The organism is Parvibaculum sp. (assembly GCF_046297875.1).
GTDB lineage: Bacteria > Pseudomonadota > Alphaproteobacteria > Parvibaculales > Parvibaculaceae > Parvibaculum.
The window spans coordinates 313,609-339,599 of the sequence record NZ_JBKBHD010000001.1 but is presented as its reverse complement, the minus strand read 5'-3'; the positions used below and the strand labels follow the sequence as shown (position 1 = coordinate 339,599).

Genomic DNA, 25,991 nt, shown 5'->3' with positions numbered 1-25,991 from the left:
AACTGGGAATACGGCGCGACAATGCGTTGTGCAGGCGGCCCAGCCCCGCCCGTCCCGCATCGGGAGCCCGGCGGAACGCTGCCCTTCTCGTCTCGCACCATGACAAAATTAGGGCAATGTTCCGGAATGCCGGGACCGGCCGCAAATATTTCCGGGATGGAACCCGGGCGTCAGTCCGCCGCCGCGGAAATCCGCACGCCGTCCGGCCGCTTCTGCGCGCCGCGCACCAGCTTGCCGTTAAGCGCACCCGTCGGCTCGCCATTGCGGAAGGCGACGGCGCCCGAAACGATGCTTGCCGTATAGCCATCCGTCTTCTGGATGAGCCGCTTTCCGCCCGCCGGCAGGTCGTTGACGATATGGGGCGAATAGAGCGTGAGGTGGTCGAAGTCGATCACGTTGAGATCGGCCTTCATGCCGAGCGCGATCACGCCCCGGTCCTGAAGCCCGACCAGCGCGGCGTTGCGGCCCGTAAGCCCATGCACCAGCCATTCGAGCGGGAGCTTTCGGCCCCTCGTCCGGTCGCGGCCCCAATGGGTCAAGAGCGTCGTCGGGAAGCTCGCATCGCAGATGATGCCGCAATGCGCGCCGCCATCCGACAGGCCGAACGCCGTATTCGGATGGGTGAGCATGGTCTCGACATCGGCGAGGCTGCCGTGAGTGTAGTTCATCAGCGGGAAATAGATGAGCGCCTTGCCGTTGCGCTCCATCATCCAGTCGAGCACCACTTCGCGCGGATGCTTGCCGGTGCGCTCCGCCACCGCCTTCGCGCTTTCTTCCGGCGACGGCTCGTAGTTCGGCCGCTCGCCGAGCGAAAACATCTTGTGATAGGCGACGCAGAGCATCTCGATGATCTCGCCCGCCGGGTAGGCGGGCTCCTCGGCGAGGAGATTCGCGCGGAATTCGGGATCGCGGAGCGCCTTCATTTGACTCTCAAGCGGCGCTCCCCAGATCTGGCGGAAGGTCTGGTGCATGATGAACGGGTTGAGCGAGGCCGTGAGCCCGAGCAGCAGCCCAGTCGCGCGCGGCGGCACCTGGCCGCGGATCGGCAGCCCGTCCGCATTGGCGGCGGCGATATTGTCGAGCACGCGTTTCCAGACAGTCGGCCAGCGGTCGTCCTGTTCGATGGTGATCGACATGGGCCTACCCGAAAGCTCCACCATGCCGCGCAGCATGGCGAATTCCTCATCCGTCTGCTTGAAATCGGCAATGAGCTGCAGCACGCCCTTTCCGGCCTTGCCCATTGCGCGGGCAATGCCGTGGAGTTCCATCGCTTCGGCTTTGAGCGTCGGTGTGGAGCCGCCCTTCACGTCCTTGTGCTTCACCGTGCGCGAGGTGGAAAAGCCGAGCGCACCGGCCTCGAGCGCCTCGACCACGAGCTTCGCCATTTCGGCGGTCTCCGCTTCGGTGGCAGGCTCGAGCGCGGGCGCCCGCTCGCCCATCACATAGGCGCGCACGGCGGCATGTGGCACCTGCAGGCCGACATCGAGCGCGAGCGGCGATGCCTCCACCGCATCCATATATTCGGCGAAGCTCTCCCAGTTCCACTTGATGCCTTCGGCAAGCGCCGTACCCGGAATATCTTCCACGCCTTCCATCAGGCCGAGCAGCCATTCGCGTTGCTCCGGCTTGCAGGGCGCAAAGCCCACGCCGCAATTGCCCATGATGGCGGTGGTGACGCCGTGGAAGGTCGAGGGCTGGAGATAGGGGTCCCAGGTGACCTGGCCGTCATAATGCGTGTGAACGTCGACGAAGCCCGGCGTCACGATCTGACCCTTCGCGTCGATCTCCTCGGCGCCCGCGCCCGCGACCTTGCCGACTTCCACGATCCGCCCGCCCGAAATGGCGACATCCGCTTCTTGCGGCTTCGCCCCCGTCCCGTCGAACACGGTCCCGCCGCGGATCACGATGTCATGGCTCATGGGTCTCCCTCCCGGAAATGCTCTGAATGGCTTTGGGAGGGAGGATAGCGGAAAAGGGGCAGGCGGGGGAGGGGCATCAAAGAAAGAACGAACCTTAAGAGGCTTTGGGGCCCCTTGTCCGGTTGCATTGCCAAACGAAAACGTGCCCTTCGACTTTGTTGCCAATGCTTGCTTGCGCCGCAGCAAGAAGTGTTGCCGTCAATTTGCCCTTAATATTGGATCTCATAGCGACTGGAACGCGATCAGCGGCACACCATGTCGTTGACGACCAGATGTCGTAAGGCATCTCACCGGTTTCATCAATTTTATTGCGGACCAGAAGGTTTGAAAAATCTGACCTTCCGGCTTCCAATTCTTTCTTTTTGTGCGGCTTGTCGAAAAGTCGGTATAGCGATTCAGATGATCCTCCTAACACCAGAAAATGGGCGTTCGTCCCATTGGTAGGCACCAATGCAACCCTCATGGCATCTTGAACGATCTGAGTACGTGTCTGCGCCACGTCAAACGCTCTACCCGGCCACTTTATTTCAATTGCCCCGTACCATGTCGATGCATTTTCCGACCTAGCTTTGAGAGCAATATCGACACGCTTTTTGCTGTCGCTTCCCCAATTTGCAGGTGCCTGACTAATTTCAGGTCGAAATTGTCCTTGTGCATTGACGATCTGGGCGGCAACGAGCCGGGCCGAATCTTCGCCGGATAAATCACCGAGCTTTTGCGCTACTTGTAGCTGCAACCATCCGCTCAAGCCAAAGGCAAGATCATTTGCGAACTGTGATCGATGATTCATCTAGAGCCTCACCCCGCCTGCTGCTTCCCGCGTTCCTGAATGCCCTTGCGGCGCTCGGCGACGGCGTCGGGCGTCACCGCCTCGTTGGCGGCGCTTGAGGTGCGGCGTTCGGTCTTGAGCGCGGTGCCGAAATCTTCGGCGAAGCCGTCATCGATGAGTTTCTTGTAGGCGGGCAGGCATTCCGGCACGACGGAGAGCATGTCGTCGGCGAGTTTGCGGGCCGTGGGGAGCAGTTCGTCTGCCGGCACCACGCGGTTGACGAGGCCCCAGTCGGCGGCCTGCTGCGCGGAGAGGAAATTGCCGGTGAGCGAGAGTTCCTTTGCGCGGTAGATGCCGATGGCACGCGAGAGCTTCTGGCTGAGGCCCCAGCCCGGCAGGATGCCGACGCGGGCATGCGTGTCGGCAAAGCGCGCATTCTCCGAACAGATCAGCACGTCGCAGGCAATGGCGAGTTCGAAGCCGCCGGTGATGGCAACGCCATTGATCGCGCCGATGACGGGGCCTGAGAATTGCCCGATCGAGGTCACGGGATCCTTGTCGCCGATTGTCGCATTGATGCCGCCCGTGTCGGAGCCGAGTTCCTTGAGGTCGAGCCCGGCGCAAAAGGCCTTGCCCGCGCCGGTGAGGATCGCCACGCGAATATCCTTGTCGGCTTCCAGCGCCTCGAACATCTCGGCAATGGCGGTGCGCAGTTCCCGCGACAGCGCGTTCATGGCGGTCGGGCGGTTCAGCGTGACGGTCGCAACGGCGCCGGACTTCTCGACATGGATCACAGGTTCGGACATGGGGCTTCCTCCCGGAAATGAAATTTCTTTTGCGATTGTTCTAGCCGGTCGCGGGTAGGGGGGCAAACGGGCCTACCCCAAGAGCCCCGCAAGCCCCACGCCGATGAAATTCGCCACCGCATAACCGAACACACCGAGCAGGATGCCGGGCGTGACGAGGAGGCGCCAGCGCTGGCTCGCCGCCATCGCCGCCGCCGTCGCCGGGCCGACCGCCACCGCGTTCGACGCGATCAGGGCTTCGGCAAGATCGATGCGGAAAATCTTGGCGCCCGCCAGCACGACGCAGAGATGCACCGTCGCCATCACCACGACGAAGAAGAAGATCGGCATGGCCGTCTGCACCATCAGCACGATGTCGGCGCCGGCGCCGATCACGCCGAAGAAGACATACATGAAGAACATGCCGAGATCGAAACCGCCACGGAGCTTCGCAAGCCAGGCGGGGAAGATATTGGCGAGCGCGAGGGCCAGCAGCGTGATGAACAGCACCGAATAGCCTTGCATGCCGAGCACCTCGCCGATGAGCCGCCCGCCAAAGGCGCACCCCGCCGCAAGGAAAAGCAGCGTTGCGAGCGCGCCCATGTCGAGCACCGGCTTTTCCTCTTCCTTGTGTTCGACGCCGTCATCGCCCGCCGCGATGATCTTCGACGGGATGAAGCGCAGCAGCGCGCGCGAACCCGCCATCAAGAGGATCGCCGCCATGAAGATCACCATGACGACCGCATCCGTCGCCGCCATCGTCGCGATCAGCGAGCCGTTCTCGTTGAGGCCGAGCGCCTGGGAGACGGCGGCGAAATTCATCGAACCGCCGATCCAGCTTGCGCCGAGCGTCGCGACGATGCGGTTGGCGTCCGGTCCGAGGTCGATGAGCCAGAAGCCCGCCAGCACGCCCGCCACCGTGCCGGCGACTGCGATCGCGAAGGCAGCAATCATCATGCCGGCCTCGCTGACGAGCTTGCGAATATCGGCATGGAAGAGCAGCAGCGGAATGGCGAGGCTCACCGCATAGACCCAGACCATGTCATGGAAGGGTGAGGCGAAAGGCACGATGCGCAGATTGGCAAGCGCCGTGCCCGCAAGGATCGTCAGCACCACGCCCGAAAGCCATTGCCCGAGCTTCGTCCGTTCCGACCAGAAGCCGAAAGCGGCAAGGCCGAGAAAGACGAAGATCAGGCCGAACATGTTGTCGGCGGAGATGAGCGGCAGGGTCATGTTTTTCTTGTTCCGCAATGAAGGGCTGTCCGGCCCATCATGCGGCCTGCCGCCGCAAAGACAAGATGATTCCTGCGCCGCCCTAGAGTGCGAAATTGACCGAGACCGCGCCGAACTGGTCTGCCTTCGGCTGGGCCTTGTATTCCTTGCTGCGGAAGACATGCGTGAAGGAAACGCGGGCATTCCAGAGAACGAACACGGTGCCGAGTTTCAGGTCATGCACAAAGTGATTCTTGCCGATGCTCACGCTGTCGCGGAACGTATTGCCGTCGAGGAATATGTCGCGCGCAATGGCCCGCCCCTCGAAGCCCGCAAAGATGTAGCAGTTGCAGCCGGCCGACTTGGGTTCGAACCATTCCGAGCCGCCGACGCCCGGATAGATGCGCGTCGGGCCGAAATCGTCCGGCAGCGAAAAGCCGAGGCGGAACGTGCCGCCGATCCCCGCATAGGTCTGCACATTGCCGAGCGAGACGATTGTGTAGGGAATGAAGTCAGTCTGCAGACCGCGTTCGGGCGCGGCATCGAGGGTGGAGCTCCGCCATGCGCGCTCGAAACTTAGATTGACGCCCACCTCGTCCTTGATCTGGTTGTCCCAGCCATTCGCCTTGTTCGCGCCGATCACCTTGTGCCATTCGTTCTGCACGAATTCGCCCTGCGCCGAGGGGCCGACGACGCCGAGATCGAGCTTCCACTGATCCTGCCACGCCTCGCCCGTGACGCTGCTCGAGCGCACGCTCTGCAGCGAAAAGGTCATGTGGAGCCAAGCGGCATAGGGCCGCTCGTCCGGCAGATAGGCCGTGGTCGCCGTATTATCCGGCGTGAAGATCGCATGGCCGATGGCGATGCCGGTGCGGTGGCTTTTCCGGTCGAAATTTCCGGTCGGGAAGAGCAGCGAATAGAACGGAGGCGAGGACAAATCGGCAAGCCATGGCGGCAGGTCGCGCCGCGGCCGTGACAGCCACGCCGCCTGCAGCCCATTCGTGTAATGCCGGTCGGTATTCGCGAAATTGGCGAAGAGGTCGTTCTCGACCTGAAAGGTGATGAAGGCGCGGTCGCCGCCCGCATCGCCCAGCGCCTGGGCGGGCAGGGTGCCAGCGCCCAGCGCCAGCAGGACAGTGAGAGCCGACGCCCCGGTTCTCTTCAGTGCCATGCCGGATTTCCCCAATTTACGGATGAAAGCTCCGCAAACCAGCTTGACGCTGGGGAGCCCACACCTGTCCAATATCGATGCGCGGAATGTAGCGAACAAAAAGGCGCCAGCAAGGCGACCGGCAACAACAATAAGGGAGAGCGGCATGGCACTGGCGGAAGCGGCGAAGGGGTGGACCCGCGAAGAGGCGGCGGCAGCCGGCATGGTTCTCGCCTGGCATGCGGCTCAGGCGCCGGACAGGCCCGCCATTGTCTCCGAACACGGCAATCGTACATTCGGCGAACTGAATGAGCGGACGAACAGGCTGGTCCGCGCGCTCCGCCGCCGCGGTCTCAAGGCGGGCGATGCGGTGGCGCTCATGTGTTCCAACCGGCCGGAATTTGCCGAGGCTATCGCCGCCTGCCAGCGCGCGGGCTTCCGCATAACGCCGATCAACTGGCATCTGAAGGGCTCGGAAGTCGGTTACATCGTCGATAATTGCGAGGCGAAGGCGTTTCTCACGGATGCGCGCTTCCCGGCCTCATCCATCGAGGCGGCGAAACTCGCGCCCGGCCTTGCCGCAAAGCTCGCCATCGGCGGCGCAATCGAAGGCTTCGAGGATTGCGAAGCAGCCGTCGCGGCAGAGGAGGGGAGCGATATCGCAGATCCCGTCCTCGGCACGCAGATGATGTACACCTCCGGCACCACCGGCCACCCGAAGGGTGTTTACCGCAAGCAGGCCGCGCCCGTTTCGCCGCTGCTGGTGAAACTCACCGAGACGGCGGCCTTCCGCGAAGGCGATCTTGCGCTCGTCACCGGCCCGCTCTATCACGCGGCGCCGCTCGCGCTCAATTTCTCCTTCCCGCTCAATGCCGGTGTCGGCTGCGTGCTGATGGACAAATGGGATGCGGAAGAAACGCTCCGCCTCATTGCCGAATATCGCATCACGCATACCCATGTCGTGCCGACCATGCTGCACCGGATGCTGCAATTGCCCAATGCGACGAAGGCGAAATACGATACGTCGAGCCTGCGCTGGATCCTGCATGGCGCCGCGCCCTGTCCCGTCCATGTGAAGGAAGGCGCTATCGCCTGGTTCGGCCCCGTGGTCTTTGAATATTATGCGGCGACGGAAGGCGGCGGCATCTTCATCGACAGCCACGAATTCCCCACGAAGAAGGGCAGCGTCGGCAAGCCGCTTCCCGGCGTCATCTTGGAAATCCGCGACGAGGAAGGCCGCGAGCTGAAGCCCCGCGAAGTCGGCACCGTCTATTTCAAGGCGCCGGAAGTGGGCCGCTTCGAATATTTCAAGGCGCCGGAAAAAACCGAAGGCGCCTATCGAGGCGACTTCTACACGATGGGGGATATGGGCTTCATCGACGAGGATGGATTCCTCTTTCTCACGGGCCGGAGCGCCGAAGTCATCATCTCGGGCGGCGTGAATATCTACCCGGCGGAGATCGACCAGGAAGTGCTGAAGCATCCCGCCGTTGCCGATGCCGCAGCCGTCGGCGTGCCGAATGAGGAATGGGGCGAGGAGGTGAAGCTCGTCGTGGAACTGAACGAGGGCTACAGTCCCGACAGCGACATGGCGAAGGAACTTCTCGATTTCGCCGCCGCCAATCTACCCGGCTATCAGCGCCCGCGTTCAGTCGATTTCGTGCCCGAACTGCCGCGCATGCCATCCGGCAAGGTGCTCCGCCGCGTCATCCGCGATGCCTATTGGCAGGGCGAGAAGAAGATCTGAGACGCAATAGAGCGTCAATGCAGAAGGGCCGCCCTGTTGGACGGCCCTTCGCTCCTATCCGCGTCTGTTCTTGTTGTTGGACGCCGATATCAAGTCTCAGCCGAGCTTCGCGAGCGCCTTCGCTACATGATCGGGTTTCTCGAGCGTCATCAAATGCCCCGCTTCCGGGATCGAGACGAGCTCCGCGCCCTTGATCGCCTTTTTCCAGGCATGGGCATAGGCCGGCGCGATCAGCTTGTCGCCATCGCCCCAGACGAGAACCGTCTTCGCCTTCACACGGTAAAGACGTTGCGACAGGCCGCGGTCGGGAATGGGGAAGAGGATCTTCCCCGCCATGCCAAGCTGGCGTGCATTCTGCACGAGGAAGCCCTTGAGCCATTCGGGATCGTCGATGCGGACACCCGCCGTCATCAGCGCCGTGCCCGCCTCCACATCATGGAACAGAATCGCCGGAAGCTCGTAAGGCAGCATCGCGAAAATATCCGGGATCGGATGATCGTCGAGCCAGAGCCCCGCCGGACAGATGAGCCCCAGCCGTGACACATCGTTCGGGGCTACCGCCGCCATCTCGGCGGCAATCATGCCGCCCATCGAATGACCAACAAGGATCGGGTCGTTCAGTCCCAGCGCCTCCACCACGTCCCAAGTGTGGAGCGTGACGTCGAGCATGTCGCGCAGCTCGCCACATTCCTGCGAGTCGCCATAGCCCGGAAGCAGCGGCGCATAGACGTGATACCGCTCCGCGAGTTTTGCAAGGAACGGGTCATCGGCTGTCACACCACCGGCGCCGTGGAGATAGACGAGCGGCTCTCCCTTTCCGCCTTCGAAATAGCGGACGGGGACGTGCTGTGTGTCGATCGTTTTCGATTCCATCAGTCTTTCCCTCCCACCAGTGCTGCAACCTGCTGCTCAGCGGGCAGGCTGCCGGGCTTCGCCTGCTTCTTCAGCGGTTTGCACCAGAAGCGGTTGTCGTCCTTGTAGTCGGGGAATATGTCACGCAGATGCGGCATGACCTTTTCCGCAAAGAGCTTCGTCGAATACATGCACTTGTCCATCGGCATGTTGCCCACATGCAGCAGGCAGAAGATGTTGCCGACATTGAGGCTCTTGATGAGTTCCTCCATCCGCTGGCGCACCGTTTCCGGGCTTCCCGCGATCACGTGGCCCTGTTCGGTAAGGTCTTTCCAGGTGAGCGAGGAATAGCCGTCGATGGGCGGCGCATACTGTGAGAGCGCGCCGGTCTGGATCGTCTTGATGGTCCGGTAGCCCGGCGCATCGGCGAAGCCGCCATAGACATGGAGGCAGCGGTTGTAGAAATAGCTGACATGCTCCGAGTAGAGGCGTTCTGCTTCCTCGTCCGTCTCGGCGACGCAGATCGTCTGCGCAAAGCCCGCACGATAGGGGCTTTCGTCGGGCGCATTGCGCTCGGCCACGCGGTCCCAATAGCCCTGCATCAGCGCCTTCGCCCGGATGTAACCGGAGAAGGAGAGGTAGGAATAGGAATAGGTATTGTCGATGCAGAAGTCGTAGGTCTCAACCGAACCCCCGCCCGGAATATGGATCGGCGGCGGGTCCTGGATCGGCCGCGGCCAGATGTTGACGTGGCGCAGCTTGTTGTAGCGCCCGTTCCAGGCGAAGGGGTCAGGATCGGACCATGCACGGCGGATCAGGTCATGCGCCTCCTGATATTTCTCGCGCGTCAGCGCAGGTATCTGGCCATAGCAGTAGTTGGTGTCCATCGACGTGCCGACAGGGAAGCCGGCGACGAGCCGACCGCCCGAAATGCAGTCGAGCATCGCGAATTCTTCCGCCACGCGGACCGGCGGGTTGTAGAGCGCGATCGAATTGCCGAGCACGACGAGGCCGACATCCGATGTGCGCCGCGCCAGCCCCGCCGCAATGATGTTGGGCGACGGCATGATGCCATAGCCGTTCTGGTGATGCTCGTTGACGCCGATGCCGTCGAAGCCGAGCGTGCCGGCATATTCGAGCATGTCCATGTAGGAGTTGTAGACTTCGTGGCTCTTCGCAGGATCGAAAAGCCGCGAGTCGATATCGACCCAGACGGAGCGATGCTTCTCCCGGAAATCGTCCGGCAGATAGGGCCATGGCATCAGGTTGAACCATGTGAACTTCATGTGCCGTTTCCTCTCCTCCCGAGGGCATTTTTTCGCGCTCGAACGGCGCGGCCCTCATGTCCCGTTTAGGGTGAACACCCTAGGTGCGGAGTCTATTCCCTGATGCCCCCGCGCGCAACGAAACTTGGCGCAGCGTCAACCGGCCGATTTCGCTTGGGCGAAGGGACGGCGTCCCTATAATCGCGCATCGAAAAAATGACGAAAATGAAGCGGTGCCGCGCCGCAGGGGGAGCGGCACGCGAAGGGAGATTGACTGCATGACTGCGCCGCTTTCGCGCTCCAGCATCTACATTCACGGTTCCATCGGCCTGCCCATCGCCATGTTCGGCTATCCGGTGGCCGTCTGGCTGCCGCCTTTCTATGCGGGGGAACTCGGCGTTTCGCTCGCCGCCGTCGGCACCATGATCATGCTGGCCCGCCTCACCGACGTCGTCACCGACCCGCTGATCGGCTATTTCTCCGACCACACGCATACGCGCATCGGCCGCCGCAAGCCTTTCATGCTGCTTGGCCTGCCGATCCTGATGACCGGCGTGCTTTTCCTGTTCATGCCCTACATGTTCGGCTTCACGTCGGTGGGCAGCGTCTATCTGCTTGCCTGGCTCGGGATCATGTTCATCGGCTCCACCCTGGTCTACATCCCCTATTTCGCCTGGGGCGCGGAACTGTCACCGGATTATCACGAGCGTTCGCGCATCACCGCCTCGCGGGAATTCTATGTGCTGGTGGGGCTCATGCTCTCGGCGCTCATCCCGGCGCTGCTGCCCTATTTCATGGGCGTTCCGGCCACGCCGAAGCCCGTGCTCATGGCAATGGGCTGGACGATCGTCATATTGACGCCGCTCACCGTCTTCCTCGTCTGCTGGCGCGTTGCGGAGCCAGCCCATGTGAAGGTCTCGCGCCAGGTGCCGCTCATTGAAGGTTTGCGCCATGTCGGCAAGAACGGTCCGATGGTGCGCGTGCTTGCCATCGTGCTGATCGTCACGGGCGGCGAGGCCTTCCGCAACGCGCTCTCGCTCTTCTTCATGCGCGACTATATCGGCGTCACCGGCATCGGCATGCTCTACCTCTATTATTTTGCTGCCGGCCTCCTCGCCATTCCGGGCTGGCTCTGGCTCGGCCGCCAGATGGGCAAGCACAAGGCCTTCGCAATCTGCATGACGGCGGCGGCGGGGCTTTCCACCATCGCTTTCTTCCTCGTGCCCGGCCAGACGCAGATCTTCACCGCGATGTTCATTGCCAAGGGTCTATGCTTCGGCGGATTGCAGTTCCTGCCGCTCGCCATGCTCGCCGATGTGGTGGATGTCGATACCGCCCGCTCCAAGGGCAAGCGCGCCGGCACCTTCTTCGCCATTTCCGGCATGACGACCAAGCTCGCCACCGCTTTCGGCACCGGCATCTCGCTCAATGTCGTCGCCTTCTTCGGCTTCAATCCGGTGCCGGGCGTCGTGAACGGCCCGGACGAGATGTGGTGGCTCGCCTTCGCCTATGCGGTGATCCCCTCGCTCTTCTTCCTCGCTGCGCTCTACCTCACCTGGACCTACCCGCTGACGGCCGAGCGCCAGAAGCGCCTGCAGGGCTTGATCGAGCGCCGCAACACCCGCCTCGCACAGGAGGCCGCGATCAATCGTTCGGCGGATTGAAAAACAGGCAATTTGCGCCTTTCCTGAGGCCCTCCTTTGGGTTTCGGAAAGGCACCCGCCCGCGCTATCATGCCCTCAACAAGAAATCGGAATGTCGAGGAGGAAATCATGAGCGAAATGGATCTCGTCATCCGCGGCGGCACGGTGGTGGACGGCACGGGCGGTGCGCCGCGCGTCGCCGATGTGGCGGTCGACAAGGGCGTCATCGTCGAAGTTGGCACGGTCATGGCCAGGGGCCGCGAGGAAATCGACGCGAAAGGCCTTCTCGTCACGCCGGGCTGGGTCGACATTCACACCCACTATGACGGCCAGGTGACATGGGACAGCCGCATGACGCCGTCCTCCATTCACGGGTCCACCACAGTCGTCATGGGAAATTGCGGCGTCGGCTTCGCTCCGGTTCGCAAGGCCGATCACGACCGTCTCATCCGCCTTATGGAAGGTGTGGAGGATATTCCGGGCGCCGCGCTCCATGAGGGCCTCTCATGGCAGTGGGAGAGCTTCGCCGATTATCTCGACGCCATCGAAAAACTGCCTCATGACGTCGATGTCGCCATGCAGGTGCCGCATGGCGCGGTCCGCGTTTATGTGATGGGCGAGCGCGGTGCGAAGCGCGAAGCGGCAACCGATGCCGAGGTCGCCGAAATGCGCGCCATCGTCCGCGATGCCATCAAGGCGGGCGCCATCGGCTTTTCCACCTCGCGCACCGTGGCGCATCGCACGAGCGACGGCGATCTGACGCCAACCATCGGCGCCGCCGACAAGGAAATGATCGCGATTGCCGAAGGCCTGAAGGAAGCAGGCGCGGGTGTCTTGCAATGGGTGTCGGACTTCCGCGAGATCGACCACGAGTTTTCGCTCGTCGAAAAACTCGTCGAGGTCTCGGACCGTCCCTTGAGCTTCTCGCTCGTGCAGGCGGATGTGATGCCCGACCAGTGGCGCGATCTTCTCTCCCGTCTCGACAATGCGGCCACGAAGGGCCTGCCCATCAAGGCGCAGGTTCAGGGCCGTCCCGTCGGCCTCATGCTCGGCCTGCAGGGCTCGGTCCACCCTTTCCTCACGCGGCCGAGCTACCGCGCCATCGCCGACAAAGCGCTCGAGGAGCGGGTCGCCATCATGCGCGATCCCGCCTTCCGCGAACAGCTTCTGTCGGAAAGCCTCGAGCCCGGCCACCCTTTCCTCAATTCGCTGGCCGGCGCCTATCACAAGATGTTCGAGCTTGGCGACCCGCCGAACTATGAGCCCGCCCCGGAAGAAAGCATCGGCGCGCGTGCAAAGCGCGACGGCGTGAACCCCGATGCCATCGTCTATGACATTCTGACGGCGAATGGCGGACGCAACTTCCTCTTCTTCCCGCTCCATAACTACTACGAATTCAGCCTCGACAATGCGCTGACTATGATCCGCAATCCGAACACGCTGTTCGGCCTGTCGGATGGCGGTGCGCATGTCGGCGTCATCTGCGATGTCAGCGTGCCGACCTACATGCTCACCCATTGGTGCCGCGACCGTTCGCGCGGCGAGCATCTCGACATTCCCTTCGTCGTGAAGAGCCAGACGCGCGATACGGCCGAAGCCGTCGGCCTTCTCGACCGCGGGCTGATTGCGCCGGGCATGAAAGGCGATCTCAATGTGATCGATTTCGAGCGGTTGCGTCTCTTGCCGCCGCACATGGTCTATGACCTGCCGTCCGGGGCGCGCCGTCTGATGCAGGAAGCGGAAGGCTATGTCGCCACCATCGTCAGCGGCGAAGTGATCTACCGCGATGGCAAGCCGACAGGCGCGCTGCCGGGCAAGCTCGTGCGCGGCCACCGGCCCTCGCCACTGCGCGCCGCAGCCGAATAATATCCGGGAGGTCTAGCCCGCGGGCGCGAGTTCGCCTGCGGGCAGGCCGCCCTGCCGCCAGCAGAGATTCCGCGCCATCGCGGCGGCTTCCTTCTCGAAGAAATACACCGCGCGCTCCGCGATCCTCTCCCAGCCGGGTTCGGCGGGCAGCCAATGCGCATGGCCCTTCAGCACCTCGACCTTCAATCGCCCGCCATAGGGCTCCGCATCCCGTGCCGTGCGCCAGTGCGGGGTTGACCGGTCCTCCTTTCCTGTGATGAAGAGCATCGGGCAGGCAACATCCGCTGGATTGATCCAGGTCGTGCGGCGGCGGTCAAGAAACCAGTAGGCGATCTCGCAGACGGCGCGGCCGGATTCAGGCTGGAAGCCCGAATAGAGTTCTTCCTGCTCGCGCATTGGCACCCGGTTCAGCACGCCATAGCGCATGGCGTCGAGCGATGGGAGCTGCGGCCGCCGCCCGTCCCACCACGGCCCTGACCAGGCCGCGCGCCGCGAGCATATGTGCCGGAAGGCCGCCCATCGAATGGCCGATGACAAATGGTTTTTCGCCGTGCTTGTCCGTTTCCTGAACAGGGTCGGCGAAATAGTCGGCAATGCTGCTGCGGCCGAGCGCGGGGTGGACGCCGCCGGATGTGCCGTCGTGATGGCGCAGCGCCGGTACGATCACGCGATAGCCACGCGTCTCAAGGAATGACTGGAAGTTCCGCCAAGCAATCCACCGTGAACGGCATTCATTACGCCTCATATTCCGAAGGGAACGATGGCCCGGCATGCACGGACGCCAGCCGGTTCTCCGTGCGAGTAGACGGCGAAACCGGTTGCGAATTCGCAAATGACATGTCGTCACGGCGCCCGCTCGTCGCGCTGTCACCCCTTGAAACGGAAGGGCAATCGGGTCACTGTGATTTGCCGGTCAGGAAGAAGGCGGCCGGAACATCACATCGAGGCATTCGATCATGAGCGACACTCGCAGGAAGCGCGGAGCAGCGAAGGCAGCGCAAAGCAAGACGGCGTCTCGCCGGGCCGGAACGGTGGTAGCGGCCGAAGCAACCGGCACCCCGGCAGCGGCAGCCCCGACGAAGGCGGCTGCAAAAAAGTCCGCGGCGAAGAAGCCGGCGGCCAAAAAGGCGGCTCCCAAGAAAGCTGTCACCAAAAAGGCAGGCGCGAAAAAGCCTGCTGCAAAGAAAAAGTCATCGAAGCTTTCGCCCGAAAAGGCGAAGTTGAAGAAGCAGCTTGAAAAGCAGGTGGCAAAGCTTTCGAAGGAGGTCGACAAGGCCGAGAAGGAAGCGAAAAAGGCACTGAAGGCGACCGAAAAGCGCTATGCGGGTCTCCTGAAGCAGCTCAAGTCCGATCGTGCCAAGCTGCGCTCGCGCCTCGGCGAACTTGCAAAGCAGGGTGAAGGCGCATTCGACGAGATCAGGACCGGCGTCGAGGGAGCCTACAAGGAACTCTCCGATGCGGTCGTCAGGGCCTATGGCCATTTCCGCTGACCGGCGGAAGCTGAGTTGAAGCAAGGCGCGGGCAGCCATCGGCACCCGCGCCTTTTTTCTGTCCGCCGCTTGCGCCGTCGGTGCGGCTGTGGCCTGCTTCCCCCATCGCGACATTCATATGACTATCGGGGGAAAATCCATGAACCGTGTCCTCGCGCATACCGGCGCAAAATATCCGATCGTCCAGGCACCGATGGGCTGGATCGCGCGCTCGCAGCTTGCCAGCGCCGTCTCGAAGGCCGGCGGCCTCGGTATCATCGAAACTTCATCCGGCGAAACCGAAGCCTGCAAGGCCGAGATCCTGAAGATGCGGGAACTCACAGATGCACCCTTCGGCGTCAATCTGCCGATCCGCTTTCTGAAGGACGATGCGATGCTTCGCTTCGTTTGTGACGCTGGTGTGAAATTCGTGACGACGTCTGCCGGCAGCCCCGCGAAGTTCATCGCGCCGCTTCACGATGCGGGCATCACCGTCTATCACGCCGTGCCGACGGTCGATGCGGCCATGAAGTGCGTTGAAGCCGGGATCGACGGTCTCGTGGTGGAGGGCACGGAAGGCGGCGGCTTCAAGAATCCGGAGGAGGTCGGAACGTTCGTGCTTCTTCAGGCGATCCGAGCGAAAACCGACATTCCGATGATTGCGGCCGGCGGTATCTGCGACGGCAAGGGCATGGCGGCGGCCTTTGCGCTCGGCGCGGAAGCCGTGCAGATGGGAACACGCTTTGTGAGCTGTGCCGAAAGCCCGGTTCATCACAACTACAAGCAGGCGATTATCGATGCGAAGGAAACCGGCACCTATGTGCTGAACAAGAAATCGACGCCTTGCATCCGTGCGCTGAAAACGAACCGCACGGCGGCCATCCATGAAGAAGGCCTCATGCCGCCGGACACCTTCGCCCGCATCCTCGACCTCTATTTCGGCGGCGACATGGAGGCGGCTGTCGGCCTCGCCGGTGAAACGGCAGGTCTCATCAACGAAGTGAAGAGTGCCAAGGACATCATCGACGATACGGTCGCGGAGTTTTTCGAGATTACCGCGCGCATGGGGTCGCTGGCCGGTTCGCGCAGCTTCGGCTGAATGCCTGGCCGGCAGGCGGCGGCAAGTCAGGGCTTTGCCTCGGGTTTTTCATTGACAGCGGGGCCCCCTGCCGCTACACACCGCCCGAACGCAATCGCACGTGCCACTGGCCAGTCTGGGTTATGTAACGGCGTACGCGTCTCTTTGGACAATTTCGGCGGCATGCCCTTTGGCATCGTTTCGTTACCTCCGCCGGGTTTCGAGGGAGATTGCATATGTCCGGTTCCAGTCTGAGGGGCTGACGCCCGGGATCAATCCGAGCACGCCTGTTGCATTTTCCCGCAACTGAAGACGTGCAAGCCGGGCGAGCGATCGCAGCCCGGCATCGGAAAATCGGCAAGGTTCCGTGAGGAGCCGCAAAGCGTTTATCCACGCGAATAGTTTCACCGGCCCCGTGCGGACCGCGATATCGCGCATCCCGCAGGGCTTCGTCCATCTACTGGTTGGGGAGTGGCAAATATGTCCGAATCCAATGCCCTCTTCCAATTGGGGATCGACTTGAACAGCGTTTCAAGCAAGACCCAGGCGGAAGTTCTCGAGTTTCCCGTTCACGCCGTTGCCGACAAGGCTGCGGATCGATGCACCACGTCCGATGAAAGAAAGGATTTCTTCATCGAGCGCGACGGCAAGCGCTTTGCCGGCACGCATCTCATCATCGATCTGATCGGCGCGAGCCGCCTGGATGACCTTGCCCATATCGAGGCGGCGCTGCGCCGCTGCGTCGAGGTGTCGAAGGCGACGCTCCTGCACATCCATCTCCATCACTTCACGCCCAATGGTGGCGTGTCGGGCGTGGCCGTGCTGTCGGAAAGCCATATCTCGATCCATAGCTGGCCGGAAGCCGACTATGCCGCGCTTGACGTTTTCATGTGCGGTGAGGCCGAGCCCCACAATTCGATCGAAGTGCTGCGCGAAGCCTTCAGGCCGTCCGAAATCCGCGTCGGCGAGCACTTCCGCGGCGAGGGCATGGTCTGATGGCCGAGGCGCCGAAGGAACGCTGGGTGGTTGAAACCCTCTATGAAAAAGAGGGTTTCACCTGCTCCTTCCGCGCGGATGAAGTGCGCTACGAGGAAGAGACCGGGCAGCAGCATCTGGTGATTTTCGACAATGCGCTTTTCGGCCGCATGATGGCGCTCGACGGCATCACCCAAGTGACCGAGCGCGACGAGTTCATCTATCACGAGATGATGACCCATGTGCCCATCCTCGCGCATGGCCGCGTGAAGAACGTGCTCATCATCGGCGGCGGCGATGGCGGTATCCTGCGCGAGGTCGTGCGCCACAAATCGGTCGGGCATGTCACGATGGTCGAAATCGACCCTGCCGTGACGGATTTCTGCAAGAAGCATCTGCCGGGAATTTCCGCCGGCGCCTTCGACGATCCGCGCCTCGATCTCGTCTTTGCTGATGGCGCGAAATTCGTCGAGGAAACGGATCGCAAGTTCGACGTCATCATCGTCGACTCGACCGACCCCGTCGGCCCCGGCGAAGTGCTCTTCCGCGAAGAGTTCTATCGCGCGGCCGCGAGCTGCCTCACGCCCGGCGGCGTGATCGTCACGCAGAACGGCGTTCCCTTCATGCAGGGCGCCGAGCTTGCAGGCACGATCGAAAAGTTCCGTCGCATCTTCAAGGTCGCAAGCTGCTACCTCGCAACCATCCCGACCTATGTCGGCGGGCCGATGGCGATGGGCTGGGGCACGGATGACGAGACGCTGAAATCGGTGCCGCTGGCCGAGCTTGAAAGCCGCTTCGCCGCGGCAGGCTTTTCCACGCGTTACTACACGCCGGAAGTTCACAAGGCCGCCTTCGCGCTGCCGCGCTATGTGCTCGATATCGTCGAGGTGTAACCGTCGGCGGGCCGGATCGGTTTCGGTCTCAGCCGAGCTTTTCGGCTGAGACGACAATCCCGTCTTCATCGGCGTACAGCCACTCGCCAGGCGCTATGGTCACGCCGGCAAGGCGCAGTACCACATCGCTCTCACCGAAGCCGCGCTTGTCGCTGCGCTTCGGGTGCGTCGCCAGCGCCTTCACGCCGATCTGGCATTGGCGAAGTTCCGCTGCGTCCCTCACACAGCCATGAACGACAACACCCGCCCAGCCATTCTCCTCCGCAAGCTTGCCGAGATTGCCGCCGAAGAGCGCATATTCCATCGCCCCGCCGCCATCGACCACGAGAACGTGGCCATTGCCCGGCCTCTCGACGGCCGCGCGCACCAGACTGTTGTCGTCCGGCACGCGCAGCGTCGCCACAGGCCCGCAAAATGAACCATGTCCGCCATAGTCGCGGAACAGCGGCTGGGCATGCCGGACCAGGGCCGGAAACTCGTCGGAGAGGTCGGCTGTGGCGGGTGTCTTGGTCTGTGTCATGTCAGGTTTCCCCAGCGGCGCTGCGCTTCCTTTAGCGTGTTACAGTCCTTCTGTCTCCCCCTTGCGATGATTGCGAGCGGACCACTCCTTGGGGCGGTTTCGTACCCAAAAAAAAGGGTTTAGGCTTTCGCCATCGGAATCCGGATTTCAAAAATGCCGGAAGCCGGTCTTGAGGGAGGCCGGTCAACGGATGGGAGGAGAAACATAATGGCACTGGCTCACGATGTGTCGGCACGGGCAGCCGCGGCCTCGAGCCCGAGCGTCGCCATTCTTGGCGCGGGCGTTGCGGGCATCTGCACCGCGATCAAGCTCAAGGAAAAGGGCTTCACGAATTTCACGATCTACGAGAAGGCGAGCGAGATAGGCGGCACCTGGCGGGACAACACATATCCGGGCTGCTCCTGCGACGTGCCGCTGCACATGTATCAGTTCTCCTTTGATATGCGCCCGGAATGGACGAAGAAGTTTGTTTTCGCGCAGGACATCAAGGCCTATCTGGAATCCGTCGTCGACAAATATGGCCTTCGCGGCCATATCGTCTTCAATACCGAAATCGACGAGGCGCGCTTTGATGAGCAGTCGGGCGTCTGGACGTTAAAATCGGGCAGCCGGTCCTTCGAGGCAAATGTCCTCGCCGCCGGCACCGGCCAGCTTCATCGTCCGATCTGGCCGAATATTCCCGGCCGCGAAAGCTTCAAGGGCGATCACTGGCACTCCGCACAGTGGAACCATGCCGTCAGCCTGAAAGGCAAGCGCGTCGCCGTGATCGGCAATGGCGCGAGCGCCATCCAGTTCGTGCCGGAGGTTGCGAAGGAAGCGGCAAGCGTCACCATCTTCCAGCGTTCCGCAAGCTGGGTGCTGCCGCGCCCGCAGCGCGAATTCTACGGCTGGGAAAAGGCGATCTACAAGGCGCTGCCCTGGACCATGAAGATCCAGCGCTGGAAGATCTACTGGTTCGGCGAGCTTCTGTTCCGCGCCTTCCATACGTCGGGCGACAAGATGAAACAGATGGCGCTCGACGAGATGAACCTTTACGTCACCGATCCCGTGAAGAAACAGAAGCTCACGCCGGATTACGAACCGGGCTGCAAGCGTGTCCTCTTTGCCAATGACTGGTGGCCCGCCATGGGCATGGAGCATGTCGATGTGGTGACCGAAGGCGTCGAGGCGATCAACGAGACCGGCATCCACACGCAGGACGGCAAGCAGCGCGACTTCGACATCATCGTCTATGGCACGGGCTTCGACACGACCCACTTCCTCGGGCCGATGGCGATGAAGGGCCTTGCCGGCCGCGACCTCAAGGACGCATGGGCGACGGGCGCCGAAGCCCATCACGGCATGACGGTGTCGGGCTTCCCCAATTTCTTCATGCTCTACGGGCCGAACACCAATCTCGGCCACAACTCGATCATCTTCATGATCGAGTGCCAGGCGAACTACATCGCCCAATGTGTGGAGAAGCTGAAAAGCGACAATCTTCTCTACATGGACGTGAAGCCCGAAGCCCAGCGCGCCTCGAACGAGGCGGTGCAGGCCGACAATGCGAACTCCGTTTTCGCAAGCGGCTGCACGAGCTGGTACAAGACCGAGAGCGGCAAGGTCACGAACAACTGGGCGAACTACACCTTCAAATACTGGTGGCGGACGCGCCGGCCGGATTTTGCGGAATTCAACCTGCGTGCCCGCACGGCCTCCTCGCAGGGTGCAGGCGCAGGCGCCGGCGCAAAGGTCGCCGCCGCGGAATAGGTAAGGGCGTCTTTCCGTGCAACGAGACAAAAAGGGCGGTTCCCGACGGAGCTGCCCTTTTCGTCGATGCGGCCGGCGAAGAGGCGGGACCTGTCCCCGCCCTCTGCCATTCATGCCATGATCGCCCTGACCGTCGCGGCGGTGAATTCATCGCCCGGCATGAAGGTCTCGATCACCAGCTCTGAAAAGGTGATATCGACCGCCGTGCCGAATACCGTGGTGGTTGTGAAAAAGGATAGCTTGCCCGCATCCGTCCTGAGGCGCAGCGGAATGATGATGCCGCCATATTCGGGATTGATCGGCTCGAGCGCCTGCGCCGCCGCCGGATAGGCTTTCAGTTCGGCCAGAAGCGCCGTCAAACTTTCATCATTGGTGAGGTCGATCTGGCGCTGCAGCCGCTCGAAAACATGCGCGCACCATTCGCCGAGATTCTCGATGCGGCTGCCAAGCCCCTGCGGATGAAGGCTGAGGCGCAGCACGTTGACGGGCGGCGCGAGAAGTTCCTCCGGGATTCCGGCAAGGAAAAGTGGCAGCGCCGCATTGCCCGCCACAAGATTCCAGTGCCGGTCGACGGCAATGGCAGGGAAAGGCTCATGCGCTGCCAGCACCAGGTCGACTGCGCGCCGCGCAGCCGCCGCATCCGGATTGTCGAGCCCGGTTTCCGAATAGACCGGTGCAAAGCCCGCCGCGAGCATCAGCGCGTTCCGCTCGCGATAGGGCATGTCGAGCCGCTCGGCGAGATGGAGCAGCATGTCGCGGCTCGGCCGTGAACGCCCGGTTTCTAGGAAACTCAGATGGCGCGCCGAAATTTCCGCCTCGCAGGCAAAGGCAAGCTGGCTCAACCGGCGGCGCTGGCGCCACTCGCGGATCATCTCGCCCACAGGCTGTGTGTGCATGTTCATGGAAAGACGCTAGCGCCGCCCGGGAAGCGCCGCAATTACCTCCCGCGTAATCGACCTGGGGTAGCCCGATCTCCAATTCTGCTGGCAAGGGCCGGAAAGCGGCCAAACAGCACAAGGAAAATGCACATGACACTTGCGGGACTCACCAATTCAATCTCGCTTCGTCACGCGGTCTTGGCCGACGGCATCATCAGCGGCGCAATGGGCGTTCTGCTCTTCGCCGCTTCGGGCCCGCTTTCGGGCCTGCTCGGCCTTCCCGCCGCCTTCCTCTTCTGGGCGGGGATCGCGCTCATGCCCTGGATGGCGGCACTCGTCCTCATCGCCCGCAAGGACCGAATGGCGGGCGGCGCGGTCGAAACCGTGATCGCCCTCAACGCGCTCTGGGTGCTTGCCAGCATCGCAGTCATCGTCCTCGATCCCTTCGGTCTGACGGTCCTAGGCATCGCTTTCGTGGCGGCACAGGCACTCGCCGTCACCATCTTCGCCGATCTGCAGTTCTTCGGGTTGAAGCGGGAAGGTTGAGACGCCGCGAAAGAAAAAGCCGCCGGGCTTCCCCGGCGGCTTTGCATTTGAGGCAGTTCCGGTAAGGCTTAGTGGAACTGGTCGGCTTCGGTCGAGTCGCCGAGAGCGGTTGTCGAGCTTTCGCCGCCGCCCGCCGCAAGCGCGACGAGGTCGAAATAGCCCGTGCCGACTTCGCGCTGGTGGCGCGTACCGGTGTAGCCGTCCTTCTCAGCGGCGAACTCGGCCTGCTGCAGCTCCGAATAAGCGCCCATGCCGCGGTCGCGGTAACCGGAAGCGAGCTGGAACATGCCGTAGTTGAGCTGGTGGAAGCCAGCCAGCGTGACGAACTGGTACTTGTAGCCCATCGCCGCGATTTCCTTCTGGAACTTCGCGATGGTCGCCTTGTCCAGATTGGCTTCCCAGTTGAAGCTCGGCGAGCAGTTATAGGCGAGCATCTGATCCGGATATTCCTTCTTCACCGCTTCGGCGAAACGCTTGGCGTCGTCGAGGTTCGGCTTCGAGGTTTCCCACCAGAGCAGGTCCGCATAAGGCGCGAAGGAGAGGCCGCGCTTGATGCAATGGTCGACGCCCATACCCGGCTTCAGGCGGTAGAAGCCTTCGACCGTGCGGCCCGCGTCGAAATCGATGAACTCGTGGTCGCGCTCGTCGATGTCGGACGTGATGAGGTTCGCGGATTCCGCGTCGGTGCGCGCCATGATGAGGGTCGGCACGCCCATGACGTCGGCACCGAGGCGCGCGGCGTTCAGGTTGCGCTCATGCGCACGGGTCGGGATCAGCACCTTGCCGCCGAGATGGCCGCACTTCTTTTCCGAAGCAAGCTGGTCTTCGTAGTGAACGCCTGCGGCGCCCGCTTCGATATAGGCCTTCATGATTTCGAAGCAGTTGAGCGGGCCGCCGAAGCCGGCTTCCGCGTCAGCAACGATCGGCAGGAACCAGTCGCGCTTCGCGCCGCCTTCCGAATGCTCGATCTCGTCCGCGCGCTTCAGCGTGCGGTTGATCTTCTTGGCAAGTTCCGGGCCTGAGTTCGCCGGATAGAGCGACTGGTCGGGATAGGTCGTTCCGGCGGTGTTGTTGTCGGCGGCAACCTGCCAGCCCGACAGATAGATCGCCTTCAGGCCGGCGCGCGCCATCTGCATCGCCTGGTTGCCCGAGAGAGCGCCGAGCGAGTGCACATAGTCGGTCGTGTGCAGCAGGTCCCAGAGCTTGTTCGCGCCGCGCGTGGCAAGCGTGTGCTCGATCGGGAAGGAGCCGCGCAGCTTCTCAACGTCCTCGACGCTGTAATTGCGCTTCACATTGTCGAAACGGCCCTTCGGCGCGCTCGGGATCAGATCGTAGAAGGTCTTCTTGCTCATGGAACAGTCCTCGGGTTCGGAGGGTGGTTTCGGTTCAGGCTTCGTTTTCGAGAATGAGGCGATAGGCCGGCAGCGTCAGGAACTCCTCGCATTCCCGGGCCGTGGTCATTTCGGAGAAGAGGCTGACCGCCTGTTCGAAGTGACCGGAAGTCCAGCGCTCCTCGCCAAGCGTTTCGCGCAAGGTCTTCATTTCGTCGGCGAGCACTTCCTCGAAGAGCTCCGGCGTCACCTTGCGGCCGTCGCTGAGTGATGCACCGTGATAGATCCACTGCCAGATCTGCGTGCGGCTGATTTCCGCCGTGGCAGCGTCTTCCATCAGATTGTAGAGCGGCACTGCGCCGCGGCCGCCGATCCAGGCTTCGATATACTGCACGCCGACGCGGCAGCATTCGCGTATGCCTTCCTCGGTGCGCTCGCCCGTATGCGGCTCCAGCAGCTCCTTCTGACCGACATTCACATCCTGGCGCTGCCGGGCGAGCTGGTTCGGGCCTTCGAGCTTGCCGAAGATTTCCATCGCGACCTTCACGAGATCGGGATGGGCGACCCAGGTGCCGTCATGGCCGTTATTGGCTTCGCGTTCCTTGTCGGCGCGCACCTTGTTGAAGGCAGCCTCGTTCGCGGCCTCGTCGCCTTTCACGGGGATCTGCGCCGCCATGCCGCCCATCGCAAAGGCACCGCGCTCATGGCATGTCTTCACAAGAAGAAGCGAATAGGCGTTGAGGAAACCCTTGCCCATCACGACCTGCGCGCGATCCGGCAGGATGAAGTTCGGGTTCTTTCCGAGCCGCTTGATATAGCTGAAGATATAGTCCCAGCGGCCGCAATTGAGGCCGACAATGTGGTCCTTCAGCTCGTAAAGGATTTCGTGCATCTCGAAGGCGGCAGGCAGCGTCTCGATGAGGACGGTGACCTTGATCGTGCCGTTCGAAATGCCGAGCGCCTTCTGCGCATCGACGAAGATATCGTTCCAGAGCCGCGCTTCCTTGTGGCTCTCCATCTTCGGCAGATAGAAATAGGGGCCGGAGCCGGAAGCGATCTGCTTCTTCGCATTGTGGAAGAAATAAAGCGCGAAATCGAAAATGCCGCCGGACATCGGCTTGCCGTCAATCTCGACATGGGCTTCTTCGAGGTGCCAGCCACGCGGACGGACGATCAGCGTCGCAGGTTTCGCGACGACGTCGTAGCGCTTGCCATTGGACTCGTCGGTGAAGCCGATGGACTTGTTCCAGTAGTCCATCATGTTGATCTGGCCGCCGATCATGTTGTCCCATGTCGGGGAGGCGGCGTCTTCGAAGTCGGTCATGTAGGACTGCGCGCCGGAATTGAGCGCATTGATGACCATCTTGCGGTTGTCGACAGGGCCGGTGATTTCCGTGCGGCGGTCGAGCAGATCCTTCGGGATCGGCGCAACCTTCCAGTCGCCCTCGCGGATATGCTGCGTCTCGGGCAGGAAGTCGGGCAGCGCGCCGGCATCGAACTTCGCCTGGCGTTCGGCGCGGGCGGCCAGAAGCTCGCGCCGCCGCGCGCCGTGCTTGCGCTCCAGCGTGGCAGCAAAGGCAAGCGCCTCCGGCGTCAGCACGCGCTCATAGCCCGGCTTGATGGTGCCTTTGACGATGATGCCGTCGGCAATGGTCGTGGCTGCTGCCTTGCTCATGCTCGCTCGCCTCCTTCGGATCGCTTTCGGGGTTCGCTTGCGCGCGGTCATACAACCGCGACAGGCGCTTGTCCAATATTTCCTAAGTCATTGAAAATATTGAAGTAAAGAACTTAACAAGAATCCTGTGCGATTCTGTTGAAAATGTAAATCTTGTAAATTAAAGTGACGTGTACTGCCTCATTTGGCGGCAGTAGCGAGGGAGCTGCCGCATGGCCACGGAGAAAAAAGTCTTTGCAGGTCAGAGGATTAGACGGCTCCGCCGCGAGCGCGGGCTCACCCAGGCGCGCATGGCCGCCGATCTCGGCATTTCCGCGAGTTACCTTAATCTGATCGAGCGCGACCAGCGCCCCGTCTCCGTTCAGGTGCTGCTGAAGCTCGCCGATGTCTATGACGTGGAGCTGAGAACGCTCGGGGGCGACGATGAGGCGCAGGCGCTGACCGTGCTGCGCGAGGTCTTTTCCGATCCGCTGTTCCGCGATGCAGGCCTCGGCATTCAGGATCTGCGCGAGATTGCCTCGGCAAGCCCTGCCGTGGCGGATGCGATATCGAGCCTCTACCGCGCCTATCAGGAAAGCGTCACCAGCGGTTCCATGCTTGCCGAGCAATTGGCCGGCCGCGACATGCTGGACGGGGCGGAAGCGCCGGGCCTGCCGCTCGAAGAGGTGCGCGACTTCATCAACAGCCGCAACAACCACTTCCCCGATCTCGACGATGCCGCCGAGCGGCTCTATGCGAGCGCCGGCATCGGCGCGGAAGAACCCTATGTCGCGCTCCGCACGGCGTTGCGCGACATGCATGGCGTCTCGACCCGCATCGCGCCTGCCGATCTCATGCCGCATGAGCTCAGGCGTTACGACCGGCACCGCCAGACGATCTTCCTCTCCGAACTTCTCGACCAGCCGGGCCGGTCCTTCCAGCTTGCCTATCAGCTCGGCTATTTCGAACAGTCCCGGGCGATCGAGGACATTGTGGAATCCTCCGGCCTCGACAGCGAGGAGGCACAGCGCCTCTGCCGCGTGGCGCTCGCCAATTATTTCGCGGCTGCGCTGCTGATGCCCTATGGCGCCTTCCACAAGACCGCGGAAGCGACGCGCTACGATCTGCGCCTGCTCGGGCGCCGTTTCGGCACGAGCTTCGAGCAGGTTTGCCACCGGCTGACGACGCTGCAACGGCCCGGCGCGCGCGGTATCCCCTTCTTCCTCATCCGCGTGGACAATGCCGGCAATGTCTCGAAGCGCTTTTCGGCGGCAGGCTTCCATTTCGCGCGCTTCGGCGGCACATGCCCGCGCTGGAACGTGCATGATGCTTTTCGTGTGCCCGGCCAGGTCTATAGCCAGGTGATCCAGATGGAGGATGGCACGCGCTATTTCTCCATCGCGCGGACGGTGAGCCGCGCGGGCTCCGGCATCGGCGTACCGGGCGACCAATATGTGGTGGGGCTTGGCTGCGACATCGCGCATGCGCGCCGCATCGTCTACAGCCAGGGCTACGACCTCGACGACGAACGCGCGGCAACGCCCATCGGCGTCAATTGCAGGCTCTGCGAAAGGCTCGATTGCTCACAACGCGCCTTCCCGCCGCTGAAGCATCGGCTGACGGTCGAGGACCATGTGCGCGGCATCTCGCCATTCGGCGTACCGGTAAGGGAACGCTAGCCTCCCTGATA

The 25,991-nt window shown here is 62.4% G+C and carries 23 protein-coding genes; 10 read left to right on the top strand and 13 right to left on the bottom strand.

What is annotated here, in order from left to right; all coding sequences use genetic code 11:
- Positions 1–170: 170 nt before the first annotated feature.
- From ACK4FH_RS01710 to ACK4FH_RS01690, 5 genes are all read right to left on the bottom strand, one after another.
- Positions 171–1,919 carry an N-acyl-D-amino-acid deacylase family protein gene (locus ACK4FH_RS01710; RefSeq protein WP_409810628.1) on the bottom strand — a complete coding sequence of 583 codons (1,749 nt, stop codon included), beginning with the start codon at positions 1,917–1,919 and terminating at the stop codon, positions 171–173.
- A gap of 94 nt (positions 1,920–2,013) precedes the next feature.
- Positions 2,014–2,709 (bottom strand): hypothetical protein, encoded by a 696-nt coding sequence (locus tag ACK4FH_RS01705; RefSeq protein WP_409810626.1) that lies wholly within the window; start codon positions 2,707–2,709, stop codon positions 2,014–2,016.
- Between the two features lie 8 nt (positions 2,710–2,717).
- Complete coding sequence (locus tag ACK4FH_RS01700; RefSeq protein ID WP_409810624.1) at positions 2,718–3,494, bottom strand: enoyl-CoA hydratase; 777 nt, start codon at positions 3,492–3,494, stop codon at positions 2,718–2,720.
- A 72-nt stretch (positions 3,495–3,566) separates the two neighbouring features.
- Entirely contained in the window at positions 3,567–4,706 is a 1,140-nt protein-coding gene (locus ACK4FH_RS01695) for a DUF819 domain-containing protein (protein WP_409810622.1), read from the bottom strand.
- 82 nt (positions 4,707–4,788) lie between these two features.
- Positions 4,789–5,856: a lipid A deacylase LpxR family protein gene (locus ACK4FH_RS01690; RefSeq protein ID WP_409810620.1), complete on the bottom strand. Its 1,068-nt coding sequence runs from the start codon at positions 5,854–5,856 to the stop codon at positions 4,789–4,791.
- Between the two features lie 145 nt (positions 5,857–6,001).
- Between ACK4FH_RS01690 and ACK4FH_RS01685 the strand changes: the two genes are divergently transcribed.
- Positions 6,002–7,582, top strand: coding sequence for an AMP-binding protein (locus ACK4FH_RS01685; RefSeq protein ID WP_409810618.1), 1,581 nt, complete (start codon positions 6,002–6,004; stop codon positions 7,580–7,582).
- A gap of 96 nt (positions 7,583–7,678) precedes the next feature.
- On the opposite strand, the gene ACK4FH_RS01680 is transcribed toward ACK4FH_RS01685, so the two are convergent.
- Entirely contained in the window at positions 7,679–8,455 is a 777-nt protein-coding gene (locus ACK4FH_RS01680; RefSeq protein ID WP_409810615.1) for an alpha/beta fold hydrolase, read from the bottom strand.
- Entirely contained in the window at positions 8,455–9,720 is a 1,266-nt protein-coding gene (locus ACK4FH_RS01675) for an LLM class flavin-dependent oxidoreductase (RefSeq protein WP_409810613.1), read from the bottom strand. Before ACK4FH_RS01675 ends, ACK4FH_RS01680 begins: the two co-directional genes overlap by 1 nt.
- A 257-nt stretch (positions 9,721–9,977) precedes the next feature.
- On the opposite strand from ACK4FH_RS01675, the gene ACK4FH_RS01670 reads away from it, so the two are divergent.
- Positions 9,978–11,363, top strand: coding sequence for an MFS transporter (locus tag ACK4FH_RS01670; RefSeq protein WP_409810611.1), 1,386 nt, complete (start codon positions 9,978–9,980; stop codon positions 11,361–11,363).
- Positions 11,364–11,471: 108 nt separating this feature from the next.
- Positions 11,472–13,208: an N-acyl-D-amino-acid deacylase family protein gene (locus ACK4FH_RS01665; RefSeq protein WP_409810609.1), complete on the top strand. Its 1,737-nt coding sequence runs from the start codon at positions 11,472–11,474 to the stop codon at positions 13,206–13,208.
- 12 nt (positions 13,209–13,220) lie between these two features.
- On the opposite strand, the gene ACK4FH_RS01660 is transcribed toward ACK4FH_RS01665, so the two are convergent.
- The gene (locus ACK4FH_RS01660; protein ID WP_409810608.1) at positions 13,221–13,604 is read right to left on the bottom strand and encodes a hypothetical protein; all 384 of its coding nucleotides are present in this window, start codon (positions 13,602–13,604) and stop codon (positions 13,221–13,223) included.
- Positions 13,564–13,953 (bottom strand): alpha/beta fold hydrolase, encoded by a 390-nt coding sequence (locus tag ACK4FH_RS01655; RefSeq protein WP_409810606.1) that lies wholly within the window; start codon positions 13,951–13,953, stop codon positions 13,564–13,566. The genes ACK4FH_RS01660 and ACK4FH_RS01655 overlap by 41 nt, the downstream gene beginning before the upstream one ends.
- 211 nt (positions 13,954–14,164) lie before the next feature.
- Between ACK4FH_RS01655 and ACK4FH_RS01650 the strand changes: the two genes are divergently transcribed.
- From ACK4FH_RS01650 to speE, 4 genes are all read left to right on the top strand, one after another.
- Positions 14,165–14,698 carry a hypothetical protein gene (locus tag ACK4FH_RS01650; protein ID WP_409810604.1) on the top strand — a complete coding sequence of 178 codons (534 nt, stop codon included), beginning with the start codon at positions 14,165–14,167 and terminating at the stop codon, positions 14,696–14,698.
- Between the two features lie 139 nt (positions 14,699–14,837).
- Positions 14,838–15,776: an NAD(P)H-dependent flavin oxidoreductase gene (locus ACK4FH_RS01645; protein ID WP_409810602.1), complete on the top strand. Its 939-nt coding sequence runs from the start codon at positions 14,838–14,840 to the stop codon at positions 15,774–15,776.
- A 459-nt stretch (positions 15,777–16,235) separates the two neighbouring features.
- Complete coding sequence (gene speD / locus ACK4FH_RS01640; RefSeq protein WP_409810600.1) at positions 16,236–16,751, top strand: adenosylmethionine decarboxylase; 516 nt, start codon at positions 16,236–16,238, stop codon at positions 16,749–16,751.
- Positions 16,751–17,623, top strand: a complete 873-nt coding sequence (gene speE / locus ACK4FH_RS01635; RefSeq protein WP_409810598.1) for a polyamine aminopropyltransferase — start codon at positions 16,751–16,753, stop codon at positions 17,621–17,623. Before speD ends, speE begins: the two co-directional genes overlap by 1 nt.
- 28 nt (positions 17,624–17,651) lie before the next feature.
- Here speE and rraA read toward each other — a convergent pair whose 3' ends face one another.
- A complete protein-coding gene (rraA, locus tag ACK4FH_RS01630) occupies positions 17,652–18,143 on the bottom strand; it encodes a ribonuclease E activity regulator RraA (RefSeq protein WP_409810596.1) in 492 nt (163 codons plus the stop codon).
- A gap of 207 nt (positions 18,144–18,350) precedes the next feature.
- On the opposite strand from rraA, the gene ACK4FH_RS01625 reads away from it, so the two are divergent.
- Positions 18,351–19,892 (top strand): flavin-containing monooxygenase, encoded by a 1,542-nt coding sequence (locus ACK4FH_RS01625; protein WP_409810594.1) that lies wholly within the window; start codon positions 18,351–18,353, stop codon positions 19,890–19,892.
- Between the two features lie 110 nt (positions 19,893–20,002).
- Here ACK4FH_RS01625 and ACK4FH_RS01620 read toward each other — a convergent pair whose 3' ends face one another.
- Positions 20,003–20,794, bottom strand: coding sequence for a helix-turn-helix domain-containing protein (locus tag ACK4FH_RS01620; RefSeq protein ID WP_409810592.1), 792 nt, complete (start codon positions 20,792–20,794; stop codon positions 20,003–20,005).
- A 126-nt stretch (positions 20,795–20,920) separates the two neighbouring features.
- Between ACK4FH_RS01620 and ACK4FH_RS01615 the strand changes: the two genes are divergently transcribed.
- A complete protein-coding gene (locus ACK4FH_RS01615) occupies positions 20,921–21,316 on the top strand; it encodes a hypothetical protein (protein ID WP_409810590.1) in 396 nt (131 codons plus the stop codon).
- A 68-nt stretch (positions 21,317–21,384) separates the two neighbouring features.
- Here ACK4FH_RS01615 and aceA read toward each other — a convergent pair whose 3' ends face one another.
- Positions 21,385–22,668: an isocitrate lyase gene (gene aceA, locus ACK4FH_RS01610; protein ID WP_409810588.1), complete on the bottom strand. Its 1,284-nt coding sequence runs from the start codon at positions 22,666–22,668 to the stop codon at positions 21,385–21,387.
- Between the two features lie 34 nt (positions 22,669–22,702).
- Complete coding sequence (gene aceB / locus ACK4FH_RS01605; RefSeq protein ID WP_409810586.1) at positions 22,703–24,322, bottom strand: malate synthase A; 1,620 nt, start codon at positions 24,320–24,322, stop codon at positions 22,703–22,705.
- A 212-nt stretch (positions 24,323–24,534) separates the two neighbouring features.
- Between aceB and ACK4FH_RS01600 the strand changes: the two genes are divergently transcribed.
- Positions 24,535–25,980 carry a short-chain fatty acyl-CoA regulator family protein gene (locus tag ACK4FH_RS01600; RefSeq protein ID WP_409810584.1) on the top strand — a complete coding sequence of 482 codons (1,446 nt, stop codon included), beginning with the start codon at positions 24,535–24,537 and terminating at the stop codon, positions 25,978–25,980.
- Positions 25,981–25,991: the final 11 nt, after the last annotated feature.